Here is a 12872-nt window from a genome sequence, read left to right on the forward strand (position 1 = left end):
CCCGGCCTGCGCGTCTCAAGCGTCAACGTCGATCGAGCACAAACGTTCTGTAACAGGCAAAATGCCTGCCGAATCCCACGTCAGCTCATGCCCGCACGATGTGCATGGGCCGCGGCCCATCGTACTGGAAAATGCGGCTGATCGGTGCGACAGATTGTAGGGGCACGGCCGCCGGTTGCGGTCATCAAGGCTGCGGCACCGGGGTCGCAATTGATGGGGTGATCATGTGGGGATCCATCATATCGGAATGGGCGAGCCTGCTGCTCCGCTGGCTGCACGTGGTGGCGGCGATCGCCTGGATCGGCAGCTCCTTCTATTTCATCGCCCTCGACCTCAGCCTGAAGCCGAAATCTGATCTGCCTGACTGACGGCGTGCAGGGCGAGGCCTGGCAGGTCCATGGCGGCGGCTTCTACCGGATCATGAAATACCTGGTGGCGCCCACCCAGATGCCGGACGAGCTCACCTGGTTCAAATGGGAGGCCTACACCACCTGGCTGTCCGGCTTCGCGCTGATGGTGGTGGTGTATTATCTCGAGGCCGATCTGTTCCTGGTCGATAAATCGATCCTCGACCTCACGCCGTTCCAGGCCGGACTGTTCAGCTTCTGCAGCGTGGCTTTGGCGTGGCTGCTCTACGAGGCCGCATGCCGCAGCGGGCTCGCGCAGCGCGAGCTGCCCTTTGCCATCGGCGGCTATCTGTTCCTGGTCGCGCTGACCTACGCCTTCACCCATGTACTGAGCGGCCGCGGCGCCTTCAACCAGATCGCCGCGATCATCGGCACCATCATGGTGGCCAACGTCTTCGCGGTGATCATCCCGAACCAGAAGAAGATCGTGGCGGCCCTGATCGCGGGACAGGCCCCCGATCCCAGACTCGGCAAGACCAGCAAGGAGCGCTCGGTCCACAACAACTATCTGACGCTCCCCGTCGTCGTGCTGATGATCAGCAACCATTACCCCCTGCTCTACGCGACAAAATTCAACTGGATCATCGTCGCGATCATCCTGGCGCTCGGCCCCGTGATCCGCCACTTCTTCAACGAGCGGCATGCCGGGCGCAAATCGCCGTGGTGGGTGTGGGGCGTCGCCTCGGCCGGCGCGATCGCGATCCTGTTCCTCTCCGCCGCCGGCCCACGCGAAGTAAAGACCGGCGCGCTGTCGGCGCTGGTCACAGTCGCCAATGTCGAGGAGATCGTGATGTCCCGCTGCAGCATGTGCCACGCGACCGAGCCGGTCTGGGCCGGCATCGTGACCGCGCCGAAGGGCATCCTGCTCGACGCGCCCGAGCATATCCATCGCAACATCCGCCTGATCGGCCGCGTCGCTGCCTGGTCGACCGCCATGCCACCCGGCAACATCACCGAGATGACCAGCGAGGAGCGCGCCATCCTCGCCGCCTATATCGAGCAGGCGCGCTGACGCCTTCACGCACCAATGCCGCGCTTTGCGCAATGAAATTCCGCATTTCCCGCCGATTTGAAAATGACTTGACCGCCTATCCGGCGTAGACAGGGGCAGCGTCCGCCAACGCGGTCCAAGTCAGTCTCTATAAGTCAGTTTGCATTCGGGGAAATCACAGTGGCCCTCAAGAACGTCATCGGTATCGACCACGCCGTGGTCATGGTTCAGGACCTCGACAAGGCCGCCGAGAATTATCGCCAGCTCGGCTTCACCATATCCCCGCGCGGCACCCACAGCGCGCATATGGGCACCGGCAACCACACCATCATGTTCGACCCCGACTATATGGAGCTGCTCGGCGTGCTGGCTGCGACCGAGCACAATGCGCCGGCGCGCGCCTTCCTCGACAAGCGCGGCGAAGGCATCGAACGCATCGCCTTCACCGCAGTCGATTCCGCCGCGGGCGCCGAAGAGATCCGCGCACGCGGCCTCATACCGATCGGCCCGACCGATTTCGAACGTCCCGTCAAATTGCCTGATGGCACGGTGTCGGCAGCCAAGTTCCGCACCTTCATGTGGCCGACCGCGGAGGCCCCCGGTGGCGTGCGCATCTTCGCCTGCCAGCACAAGACTCGCGAGACAGTGTGGATCCCCGAGCTGATGAAGCACGCCAATGCCGCCAGGCGGATCAAGCAGGCGCTGATCGCAACGCCCGAACCCGCCAAGGAAGCCGCGCATCTCGGCCGGTTGATCGATGGCGAGCCGAAGAACGAGGCCGACGGGGCGGTCACCGTTCCCTCCGGCGGCGATCGTGCCGACTTCGTCTATCTGACGCTTGATCAGCTCGGCAAACGCTATCCCGGCGTTCCGCTCGCTGGCCTCTCCGAGCGCGGCGGCGCGGCGCTGGTGCTCGTGAGCGGCGATCTCGCAGCAACCGAAAAGGCGCTGGGCTCGGCTGCCCTGCGCAGCGGCGCTGCGATCTGCGTGCCGCCGGCCAAAGCCAACGGCACCCTGCTCGCATTCGTTGCCGGCTGATTTTAACTAATTCTTTAACGTGTGTTTACCCGGCGACTCTAGGATTCCCGGCAATCCTAGCCGTCCGGGATCAAGCAGATGTTCAAAGAGGGATCGCCGATCGCTTACGACGCGCCGGCCGAACTGAAGAAGTGGCCGTCGCTGAAGGGCGAGAGACAGAAGGACCGCGGTCCGCCCTACCTCGTCTACAACGGCACGCTCGCCGACTGCGTCCGCGAGCTCATGGACAAGCCGATCAAGGGCATCTCGCTCTACGACATCATGACGAGGCCGCAGCCGGCTTTCGAGCAGACCGTGCTGTCGCCCGGCGATGCCGCCGAGATAGCGATGCGCAAGGATTTCCCAAAGGCGTAAGCGCCACCGGTCTGCCGCAGTCCAACCTGCAACATCTCACGTCTTCGCGGCTCCCGTAGATCCGCGGAACCATCACCGCCCGTTTTGCGGCGGGAACACCGTACTAACACCGGCCGCCCAGCGGAATCGCAGCTTCGCCGCAATTACGATTAAAGAAGTCCTCGTCACCGGCGCACGCGCTGGTCGTTCCCCCACAGTTCGAGGACTTCCACCGAGATGCGATTTCTCGTCGCGGCTTGCGCTGCGTTCCTGATTCTGATGTGCGACGTCGGCTCGTCGCCCTCCCGGAACATTTCACCCTTCGACAACGCCACGTCCAAAGCCGATCGCGCACCTTCACTGGTGCCCCTCGTCGAGCTCTTCCTTGCAAGCGTGCAGGCCATCGAGCTCGCCAATGCGCGCGCGGCCTATGAGGAAGCGCCCCAGCCAATACGCGCGGTCGAACCGGCTTCGGAGGATAAAGCTTCTCCGACCGAGCAGTTCTGCCACGCGCTGCGGGAAGCGGCCGAGGCCAGCGGCATTCCCGTGCCGTTCTTCGCGCGACTGATCTGGCAGGAGAGCCGCTTCAAATCGAACGAGGTCAGCCAGGCCGGCGCCCAGGGCGTCGCGCAGTTCATGCCGGAGACGGCTGCCGAGGTCGGGCTCGATGATCCCTTCGACCCCATGAAAGCACTGCCGGCATCGGCGAAGTTCCTGCGCAAGCTGCGCGACGATTACGGCAATCTCGGACTTGCCGCAGCCGCCTACAACGCCGGCCCTGGTCGCATCCAGAAGTGGCTGGCCAGGGAGAGCGAGCTGCCGCGCGAGACGCGCGACTATGTCCGCATCATCACCGGCACCAAAGCCGAGGACTGGACCGAGCGCGCGGAAGCTCTCGCCATCCGCATCGACCTGCCGCGCGAAGCGCCATGCGAAGGCATCGGCAGCCTCTCGAAGGCGAGAGACGTTGCCTGGGTACCAGTGAACCTGACGCCCTCGGTCACCACCATCATTCGCAAGGGAGAACAGCTGGAAGTCCGTCTGGCAGCTAACCGTGCCCGGACGCGGCTTGCAGCCCTGATCCGGAAGACCGCCCACGGCAAAGCACGCAGCATGATCGCAGCACGCGCAGCTGGAAAAAGCGCAAAGGCCCGTGCCATCCGTCTCGCGTCGAGCGAGCGCTAAACGGTCACACCGGCTTCTCGTCGTCCGTCACCGGCGACGTCACCACCAGGAAGACGAGATCGGTCAGGCCCGAGTTCGAAATTGCGTGCTCGACACCGGGCGGCAGGAAAATCACGTCGTGCTTGCGCACGACATGGTTCTTGCCGGCGATCTCCATCAGCCCTTCGCCGTCGAGCACGTGATAAACCTGCTCCTGCACCTTGTGGTGATGCCGCGCGACATAAGCCATCGGCTGGTACATCGAGATACGATAGTCGATGTGGCGCGAGCCCGCGGTCTCCGGCATCACCAGCGACTTTGACAGTGCGCCGCCGAAATGGTTGGGAAATTCGCGCCAGGGCACTTCGGCGATGTTGCGGATGAAGGCGCCGCCAGTCTCCTCGGCCATGATCGTGCTCCCTAGTTCACCAATGCGCCGCCGTCGAGATAGACGATCGAGCCCGTGGCAAAGCCGTTCGCCATGAAGCTGGCGATCTGCTGGGCGATGTCTTCGGCCAAGCCGACACGGCCAACTGGCAATGCGGCCGCCGTCTTCGCCAGCATCTCCTTACGCGCGGCCTCCGGCATCGCGGCCCGGATCGGCGTGTCGATCACGCCCGGCGACACCGCATTCACCCGCACCGGCGCAAGCTCGAGCGCGAGCGCACGGGCCAGCGATTCCAGAGCGCCATTCGCCGCACTGATGATTGCCGAGTTCGGCCGCGGCCGAACACTGAGGAAACCGGTGACCAATGTCAGCGAGCCGCCCGGACGAATTTCAGCTTCGCGCGCGACACGCCAGGCGCCCCAGAACTTGCCTTCCATGGTCGCGCGCACGTCCTCCATCGGGACCGTCTTGAACGGCCCGGTGCGAAGCTGCGCGGCGGTCAGCACGACGTGATCGACAGGGCCGGTGCGGCGGAACAGCTCCGCGACGCTCTGGTCGCTGGTGACATCAGCGGGAATGGCCGTCACCTTCAGCCGCTCGGCAACCGGATCCAGTTTCGCCGCGCTGCGCGAGGCGATGATGACGTCGGCGCCCTGAGCTTTGGCGAGCTCAGCCGTAGCAAGCCCGATCCCTGAGGAGCCGCCGATCACGACGACTTTTTTGCCTGCGAGCGTCATTCCCATCTCCCCGATATCTTGTTGATTGGTGGCTTGCGGGCCGCGATCAGCCCGGCTGGAAGCGCGTGCCGATTCCGGCCTTGCTCTGGCCAAGGCCCGGCAATTCCCACACACCCGCGCCGGACGGATTGACGTCGGCGGCGATGTCGACGTCGATCAGATAAGGCCTGTTGGCGGCGATACCCTTGCGGATCGCCTCGCCAAGGTCGCCGGCGCGGTCGACCCGCACGCCCTCGACGCCGCAGGCGCGCGCCATCGCCGCGAAATCCGGATTGTAGCGCTCGCCGGTCTCCGGATGCCTGAAGTCGGTCGCAAGCTCGCGCCCGCCGAGATAGCCGCGCTGAAGCCCGCGGATGGACGCATAGGCGTAATTGTTCCAGACCACCCAGACCACGGGCAGATTGTATTCGACCGCCGTGCCGAGCACGTTCGCGTGCATGAAAAAGGCACCATCGCCGCACACCGACACGCAGGGCCGATCGGGCGCGGCGAATTTCGCGCCCATCACGCCGGCGACGCCAAAGCCCATCGGGCCGAAGCCCATCGAGCCAATCAGCGAATCCGGCCGCTTCGGCTTGCAGAAGCCGAGCAGCCAGTTGTGATGCACGCCGATGTCGGAGACGAGGATGGCATCCTCCGGCAGCGCCTTGTCGATCTCGACGGCTGCGCGTTGCGGATTGATCGGCGTGGTGTCGTCGGAGAAGCCGGGTGCGACGAACTTGTCCCACTCCTTGCGGTAACCGTCGATCTGCGCCAGCCATTTCTTGCGCGCGTCGGACTTCCTACAGAGATTGTCGCGGCGGTCGAGCTCCGCATGCACCTGGCGCAGGAAGGTCCGAACGTCGGCCATCAGCCCGAGCGCGACGGGATAGTTGCGGCCGATCTCCTCGGGATCGATGTCGACATGGATCAGCCGTGTCGGCGGAATCGTGAAGGAATAGCCGGGAATCCACGAGCTCGAGGTGCGGTCGTCGAAACGGACGCCGAGCGCGAGCAGCACGTCGGCCTGACGCGCGGCATGATTGGCCTGGTAGTGGCCGGCCCGCGCGACGAGGCCGAGCGCAAGCGGGTGATTGACATCGAGCGCGCCGAGCCCGCTTGCCGAGGCCGCGACCGGGATCTGAAGCCGCTCGGCCAGCTTGCGTAGCTCGTCTGCAGCTCCGCCATAACGCACGCCCTGCCCGACCAGCATCACCGGCCGTTCGGCCGCAAGCAGCATGTCGACCGCCTTCTCGACGCCTTCCGGATCGGCGCCGCAGCGGCTGGATATGTTGGCACTCCACTCGCTTGCCTTCGGCGCCTCTTCGGCCGCCGCTTCCATGAAGACGTCGAAGGGCACGTCGATCACCACGGGCCCCGGCCGTCCCGTCACCATCGTCTTCCAGGCCTGCCGCACCGCGAGTGGCACCATCTCACCGCGCGTCGGCTGAAACACCTTCTTGCACATCGTGCGCACGGTGGAAGGGAAGTCGGCCTGATAGTGCCGGTACATCTCCTGAAACGCGCCGCGGTTGAACTGGCTGGTCGGCACGTTCCCGGTGATCGCCATGAACGGCACGGAATCGAGGAAGGCGTTCGCGAGCGAGATCGGCAGATTGGCCGAACCCGGCCCGCACGAAGTGAAGGTCGCGGTCGGCCTGCCGGAGACGCGGTAATAGACGTCGGCCATGAAGCCGGCGACGCTTTCATGATGCACGGAGATCGTTTTGATCTCCGAAGAGCGCTCGTACAGCGCGTCGATGAACTGAATGTTGCCGTGGCCGCAGAGCCCGAACATCTGCGGCACCTTCTCCTGGATCAGATAATCGACAATGACCTGGGCGCCATTGAGCATGTTCTTCGACATCAACACGTCTCCCTGCGGCCCACGACGTCTTATGGACCGATGTAAGGAACATGGCGGTCGTCACTGAGCCGCCGGCAGCCTATTTCTCATAATGCTGTACGTCAATTTATATTGTGGTAGTCTGCTTTTCCGACGAAACGTGGGCTGAGCTCCGACGGCCGCAGAGTTGCGTGCTACTGTCGATGCACCGAGTCATGACGGATTTGCCAGAGGGGACCTCGTCCTTGAGATCGCGTACCAAGCCGACGACCACCGAAAAGCCTGCCAGCCCGCGCAAGGCCGCGATTGCCAAACTCATCCCCGCACCGCAAGCCAATGGCGACGACGAGGCCGAAGACAAGCAGCGCGGCGGCGGCGTTCAGTCGCTCGGCCGCGCGTTCTCGATCCTCGAAGAGGTGGCACGCCATCGCGAAGGCATCGGGCTTGCTGAGTTGAGCAAGCTGGTCGGCCTGCACAATTCGACGACTTTTCATCTGGCAAAGACGATGGTCTCGCTCGGCTATCTCCGCCAGGAGAAGGACAGCAAGCGCTACCGCATCGGCCGCCCCTTGTTTGCACTCGCAGCAAGCGCGCTCGACGAGATCGAGATGGTCAATGTCGCAACGCCGGTGCTGGAGGAGTTATCGCGCCAGACCAGCGAAAGCAGCCATTTTGCCGTGCGGATGGGCGATGCCGTCGTCGTCATCGCCCGCACCAGCGGCCCAGGCGCATTTCAGCTGACCGACCGCGTCGGTGTGGTGCGGCCCGCCCATTGCACCGCGCTCGGCAAGATCATTCTGGCCTCGCTGCGCCCCGAGCAGCTGACGCGGTTCATCGACCGCGTCGAACTGAAACCGTCGACGCCAAAATCCATCGACAATGTCGGTGCGCTGATGCGCGAGATCGCCGAGGTGCAGCGCACCGGCGTCGCCTTCGACGACGGCGAATTCAATCCGGAAGTCCGCTGCGTCGCCGTGCCGGTGACCGATTTCACCGGACAGGTGATCGGCGCGCTCGGCATTTCCGGCCCGATCTGGCGGCTCTCCAACCAGGCGCTGCACGCCGGCGCGCAGGTCGTGCAGGCCGCCGCCGACCGCCTGTCGGCCGAATTCGGCGCCAAGGACCGGGCGAACAAGACGTTCACGCAAAAGGCCTGAACCGCAACCCGAGCGGCGATTTTGCCGGTTGACACCGGCGATCGCGTTCGGGATTATTCTCCAGCATTGAAAGAAGATCTCTCACAATACCGGATGTCCGGTTTGGAAGGGAGGCACGCGATGCACCCGGGGAGGAGACCAAGATGATCCGCACCAGCCGACGGACGTTGCTACAGACGGGCGCAGCCTTCGCTGGCGCGTCCGCACTTGGGTTTCCTGCCATCGTCAGGGCCCAGACCGACAAGATCCGGATCGGGCATCTCACGCCGCTGACCGGTTTCCTCGGTGTGATCGGCAGCTACGCGCAGCTGGGCGCGAAGCTCGCGGCGGAGGAGATCAACGGGTCCGGCGGCATCTTGGGCAAGCCAATCGACTTGCTCTCGGAAGACTCGATCAATCCAGCGACCGCCGCGACCAAGGCGCAGCGCATGCTGGAGCAGGACGGCGCGGTAGTGCTGCTCGGCGAGATCTCTTCCGCCTCCTCGCTCACCATCATGCAGGTCGCCGAGCGCAACAAGAAGGTGTTCTTCTCGACCGGCGCGCGCTCGGACGCGCTGCGCGGCAAGAACTGCAACAAATACTCCTTCCACTGCGACATCCCGAACACCGTGATGGTCAACGCGGTCGGCACCGCGCTGTCGCAAAAGGGCATGGTGAAGGGCAAGAAGTTCTTCACGCTGACGGCCGACTACATTTTCGGTCATGACCTGCTGAAGGCCGCCAAGACCTTCTTCGGCGCGCATGATGCGAACCTGATCGGCGACGAGCTGATCGCAACCGACGTCACTGACTTCAGCCCCTACTTGCTGAAAGTGCGGCAAGCAAAACCCGACGTGGTCTGCTGCAACCTTGCCGGCAACCAGGTGACCAATCTCGTCAAGCAATATGCCGAGTTCGGCTTTCCCTACCCGCTGGTCGGCTTCAATCTCAACACCGGCGACGCCTGGGCCGCGGGCGCCGGCAATCTCAGCGGCACCTGGCCGACCGTCTGGTATCACACGCTGAACAATCCGACGTCGCAGGCTTTCGTCGCGGCCTTCGCCAAGAAGTACGGCAAGCCGCCGGAGAACCACGCCTGGATCGACTACGTCACGCTGAAGCTGCTGGCGGAGGCGATCAACACCACGAAGTCGACCGACAGCGGCGAGCTGATCGCCTATTTCGAGAAGCAGGCACAGTTCGACATCGGCAAGGCGCGCAAGGCCTATTTCCGCAGCTGGGATCATCAGCTCGTACAGGAGGCCTATCCTTTCACGGTGAAGCCGAAGGACCAGATGAAGGACCAGTGGGACATGCTGGTGCTGGGCGATGCGGTGCCGGCAGCAAACGATCCACTGGAAACGATCTATCCGACCAGAGAACAGAACCCCTGCGAGATGAAGGCCTGAGGCGCACACGCAGCAAGGCGGACGCACCATGCAGTTCGAGTTCTTGCTGGAGCAGGTGGTGAATGGCCTCGTGCTCGGAGGCTACTACCTGCTGATCGCGCTCGGGCTGTCGCTGATCTTCTCAGTAGGTGGCATCGTCAATCTCGCGCACGGCGCGTTCTATGCGCTCGGCGCCTATGTCTGCGTCGAGCTGACGAAGCGGCTCGGCTTCGGCGCAGCCGTGGTGATCTCGCCGTTCGCGGTCGCCCTGCTCGGCATCCTGTTCGAACGCTTCATCCTGCGGCGCTTCTACACGGCAGATCCAATCCTCAGCCTGCTCGTGACCTTCGGCCTTGCCATGGTCGCGGAACAGGCGATCCGCATGATCTGGGGCGCCGCGCCGGTGTCGGCCGAAATCCCGCAGAGCTTTCGAGGCTCGGTCATCGTCGGCGATTTCCTGTTCTCGCGTTACCGGCTGCTGATCCTGGCCGTGGTCGCAGCGATCCTGCTGGGGATCTGGCTGCTGCTGCACAAGACCTCGTTCGGGCGCGTGGTGCGCGCCGGCATCCAGCGGCCGGACATGGTCGCCGCCCTCGGTATCCGGCTGCAACCCTACATGACCGGGATCGTGATGCTCGGTGTCGGCATGGCCGCGCTCGGCGGCGCCTTCTTCGCGCCGATCACGACGGTACACCCGGCGATGGGCGCCGAGATCATGACGGTGGCCTTCGTCGTGGTCGTGATCGGCGGGCTCGGCAGTTTCTGGGGCGTCATCATCGCCGCCCTCCTCGTCGGCGTCGTGCGCGGCATCGCCATTCATTTCGAGCCGGCGGCCGGCGAAGCTTCGATCTACGTCCTGATGTTCCTCGTGCTGCTGGTGCGCCCGCGCGGCCTGCTCGGCGAGCGCATCGAGAAATTCGAATGAGAAGCGCCTCCGCCTTCGGCAGATTGAAACCACTGCTGATCGCGGCTGCCGCGGTCGTCGCGCTGCCGTTCCTGCTGAGGGCGTTCGGACTGTCGCTCAACACCGGCACCTGGATCGTCGGACTTGCAATCGCGACCATGGGGCTCAATCTCTGCATCGGCTATACCGGCCTCGTCTCGTTCGGCCATAGCGCCTGGTTCGGCATCGGCGCCTACGCCGCCGGACTGATCCAGCTGCGCTTCTTCCCCGGCGAGATCTGGCTGCCGCTGCTGGGGTCGATGGTCGTCGTCGGCATCGCTTCGAGCGTAACAGGCATGCTGATCCTGCGCCGGCGCGGCGTGTACTTCTCGCTGCTGACGCTGGCGCTGGCCGCGCTCGTCTACACCACCGCGTTCCGCTGGACCAGCCTCACCGGCGGCGAGGATGGGCTCGGCGGGCTGAAGCGCGGCGGCATCGGCTCCGTCAGCTTCGACAGCGCGCTGAACTATTACGTCGTGGTCGCGGTCATCGGCCTCACCGTGCTCTACGTGCTGATGCGCCTGGTGCGCTCGCCGTTCGGGCATGTGCTCGTTGCGATCCGCGAGAACCAGCTGCGCGCGAGCTTTCAGGGCTACCCGGTCGAGCGCTACAAGCTCGCGGTGTTCGTGATCTCCGCCGTGGTGACCGGGCTTGCCGGCGCGCTCATCGCGTTCCTGAACTACCTCGTCTCGGCCGAGGCCGTCTCGGTGCCGTTCGCCGGCGAGTTGCTGGCGATGGTCGTGATCGGCGGCATGCACAGCCTGCTCGGCCCCGCGCTCGGCGCGCTGTTCTTCATCCTGTTCCGGGAGCTGTTCTCGATCTGGACGTCGGACTGGCTGTTCTGGTTCGGCCTCGCCTTCGTGGCGTTCGTGATGTACTCGCCCGGCGGCCTCGCCGGCATCGGTGCGCTGATCATGCGGCGCCTGCGTCCGCCCGCGGAAGAAACTGCCGCCATGAGCCGGCGCAAGATCTATGACGGCCTGCCGCTGCCTGATTTCCTGCGGCCGGAAGCGTTGCAAGGCACCGTGCTGGAGGTCAGCGGCGTCTCTCGAAAATTCGGCGGCATCCGCGCGGTCGAAAATGCGAGCATCACGGTCGCCGCCGGCGAGATCCATGCGCTGATCGGGCCGAACGGCGCCGGCAAGACCACGCTGTTCAATCTGGTCTCCGGCCTCTATGCGCCGGACCGAGGTACGATCCGCCTGAGGGGGCGCGACATCGCGGGCGTGCCGGCCGATGCGATCTGCCATCAGGGGCTGGCGCGCTCGTTCCAGATCACCAACCTGTTTCGCGGCCTCTCGATCTACGAGAATTTGCGCCTGTCGCTGCAGGCGCGGTGCGCCATGCGTTTCAACATCTGGAACGACATCGACGCGTACCCGGACATCCACGCCGAGACCGCCGCGCTGGTCAAATTCCTCGGGCTCGAAGGCATCGAGGAGATCGAGGGCGGCGAGCTCTCCTATGGCGGGCAGCGGCTGGTCGATCTCGGCATCGCGCTCGGCTCCAAGCCGCAGGTGCTGCTGCTCGATGAGCCGCTGGCAGGCCTGGCCGCGGCCGAACGCGAGCGCGTCTCCAACCTCGTCAAGAACATCGCGGCCAACATTCCCGTGCTGATCGTCGAGCACGACATCGATCGCGTGCTTGGTTTCTCGCACATCGTCACCGTGATGAACCAGGGCGAGGTGCTGATGTCGGACTGCCCGAGCGCGGTGCGGGCCGATCTGCGGGTGCAGGAGATCTATACCGGCAAGGGCATTCCCGCGGTCGAGCATCGGCGCAGCATCGAGGACTCCGGCACGCACGAGACCTTGCTGCGCCTCGACCGCGTCAACACGTTCTACGGCAAGAGCCACATCCTCAACGACGCCGCGCTGGACGTGCGCGACGGCGAGATCGTCGCGCTGCTCGGGCGCAACGGCGCCGGCAAGTCGACGCTGCTCAAATCCATCGCCGGCCTCGTGCCGGCGGCCTCGGGCAGCATCGACTATCGCGGCACCGACATCGCGCGCCTCCCCGCACCCGACATCGCCCGCCGCGGCATCGGCTACGTACCGCAGGGACGCGGGCTGTTCGCCGGCATGACCGTGCGCGAAAACCTCGCGCTCGGCCGCCTCGCGCGCAAGACCGACGGCAGCGACGGCGTGGTCTGGAACGAAGAGCAGATCCTGCACTACTTCCCGCGCCTGAAGGAGCGCATGAACATCGCGGCCGATTATCTTTCCGGCGGCGAGCAGCAGATGGTGGCGGTCGCGCGCGCCATGTCCGGCAATGTCCGCCTGCTGCTGCTGGACGAACCGTTCGAGGGTCTCGCGCCGGCCGTGACGCTCGAACTCTTCAAGGTGTTCGACCAGCTTCGCCGGCACATGTCGATCGTGATCGTCGAGCACAATCTCGATCTCGTGCTGGCGCTGGCCGACCGCGTCTTCGCGCTCGAGCGCGGTGCCGTGTTCCACCAGGGACCGGCAGCGCCGCTGCTGAACGATCTCGGCTATCGCAAGCAGATCCTGTGGCTCTAGCCC

At 64.7% G+C, this 12872-nt stretch carries 10 protein-coding genes and 1 pseudogene; 8 read left to right on the plus strand and 3 right to left on the minus strand.

Annotated features, from left to right (window positions below; translation table 11 throughout):
* Window positions 1–224: 224 nt before the first annotated feature.
* From F8237_RS06380 to F8237_RS06395, 4 genes and pseudogenes are all read left to right on the plus strand, one after another.
* Window positions 225–1419, plus strand: a pseudogene (locus tag F8237_RS06380) (urate hydroxylase PuuD).
* A 159-nt stretch (window positions 1420–1578) separates the two neighbouring features.
* Window positions 1579–2436 carry a VOC family protein gene (locus F8237_RS06385; RefSeq protein ID WP_151642947.1) on the plus strand — a complete coding sequence of 286 codons (858 nt, stop codon included), beginning with the start codon at window positions 1579–1581 and terminating at the stop codon, window positions 2434–2436.
* 78 nt (window positions 2437–2514) lie between these two features.
* A complete protein-coding gene (locus tag F8237_RS06390) occupies window positions 2515–2790 on the plus strand; it encodes a hypothetical protein (RefSeq protein WP_143843915.1) in 276 nt (91 codons plus the stop codon).
* Window positions 2791–3006: 216 nt separating this feature from the next.
* Window positions 3007–3954 (plus strand): lytic transglycosylase domain-containing protein, encoded by a 948-nt coding sequence (locus tag F8237_RS06395; protein WP_151642949.1) that lies wholly within the window; start codon window positions 3007–3009, stop codon window positions 3952–3954.
* A 4-nt stretch (window positions 3955–3958) separates the two neighbouring features.
* Here F8237_RS06395 and F8237_RS06400 read toward each other — a convergent pair whose 3' ends face one another.
* From F8237_RS06400 to F8237_RS06410, 3 genes are read right to left on the minus strand one after another with little or no spacing between them, the layout of a single operon-like run.
* Window positions 3959–4342: a cupin domain-containing protein gene (locus tag F8237_RS06400; protein ID WP_151642951.1), complete on the minus strand. Its 384-nt coding sequence runs from the start codon at window positions 4340–4342 to the stop codon at window positions 3959–3961.
* A gap of 11 nt (window positions 4343–4353) precedes the next feature.
* On the minus strand, window positions 4354–5058 hold the full coding sequence (locus tag F8237_RS06405) for an SDR family oxidoreductase (protein ID WP_151642953.1): 705 nt from the start codon (window positions 5056–5058) through the stop codon (window positions 4354–4356).
* 46 nt (window positions 5059–5104) lie between these two features.
* Window positions 5105–6904 (minus strand): thiamine pyrophosphate-binding protein, encoded by a 1800-nt coding sequence (locus F8237_RS06410; RefSeq protein WP_151642955.1) that lies wholly within the window; start codon window positions 6902–6904, stop codon window positions 5105–5107.
* 224 nt (window positions 6905–7128) lie between these two features.
* Here F8237_RS06410 and F8237_RS06415 point away from each other — a divergent pair, with 224 nt between their 5' ends.
* The 4 genes from F8237_RS06415 (at window position 7129) to F8237_RS06430 (ending at window position 12869) form a co-directional block, all read left to right on the plus strand.
* The gene (locus F8237_RS06415; RefSeq protein WP_151642957.1) at window positions 7129–8040 is read left to right on the plus strand and encodes an IclR family transcriptional regulator; all 912 of its coding nucleotides are present in this window, start codon (window positions 7129–7131) and stop codon (window positions 8038–8040) included.
* A 143-nt stretch (window positions 8041–8183) separates the two neighbouring features.
* On the plus strand, window positions 8184–9428 hold the full coding sequence (locus tag F8237_RS06420) for an ABC transporter substrate-binding protein (protein WP_151642959.1): 1245 nt from the start codon (window positions 8184–8186) through the stop codon (window positions 9426–9428).
* A 28-nt stretch (window positions 9429–9456) separates the two neighbouring features.
* Entirely contained in the window at window positions 9457–10332 is an 876-nt protein-coding gene (locus F8237_RS06425) for a branched-chain amino acid ABC transporter permease (RefSeq protein ID WP_151642961.1), read from the plus strand.
* The gene (locus F8237_RS06430) at window positions 10329–12869 is read left to right on the plus strand and encodes a branched-chain amino acid ABC transporter ATP-binding protein/permease (protein ID WP_151642963.1); all 2541 of its coding nucleotides are present in this window, start codon (window positions 10329–10331) and stop codon (window positions 12867–12869) included. Before F8237_RS06425 ends, F8237_RS06430 begins: the two co-directional genes overlap by 4 nt.
* Window positions 12870–12872: the final 3 nt, after the last annotated feature.

Source organism: Bradyrhizobium betae (assembly GCF_008932115.1).
Lineage (GTDB): Bacteria > Pseudomonadota > Alphaproteobacteria > Rhizobiales > Xanthobacteraceae > Bradyrhizobium > Bradyrhizobium betae.

What these genes read in the sequence shown, in the direction of transcription:
- F8237_RS06405 (WP_151642953.1), bottom strand. Translation starts at nt 5,058, where the DNA reads ATGACGCTCGCAGGCAAAAAAGTCGTCGTGATCGGCGGCTCCTCAGGG.
- F8237_RS06430 (WP_151642963.1), top strand. Translation starts at nt 10,329, where the DNA reads ATGAGAAGCGCCTCCGCCTTCGGCAGATTGAAACCACTGCTGATCGCG.
- F8237_RS06425 (WP_151642961.1), top strand. Translation starts at nt 9,457, where the DNA reads ATGCAGTTCGAGTTCTTGCTGGAGCAGGTGGTGAATGGCCTCGTGCTC.
- F8237_RS06410 (WP_151642955.1), bottom strand. Translation starts at nt 6,904, where the DNA reads ATGTCGAAGAACATGCTCAATGGCGCCCAGGTCATTGTCGATTATCTG.
- F8237_RS06400 (WP_151642951.1), bottom strand. Translation starts at nt 4,342, where the DNA reads ATGGCCGAGGAGACTGGCGGCGCCTTCATCCGCAACATCGCCGAAGTG.
- F8237_RS06390 (WP_143843915.1), top strand. Translation starts at nt 2,515, where the DNA reads ATGTTCAAAGAGGGATCGCCGATCGCTTACGACGCGCCGGCCGAACTG.
- F8237_RS06420 (WP_151642959.1), top strand. Translation starts at nt 8,184, where the DNA reads ATGATCCGCACCAGCCGACGGACGTTGCTACAGACGGGCGCAGCCTTC.
- F8237_RS06395 (WP_151642949.1), top strand. Translation starts at nt 3,007, where the DNA reads ATGCGATTTCTCGTCGCGGCTTGCGCTGCGTTCCTGATTCTGATGTGC.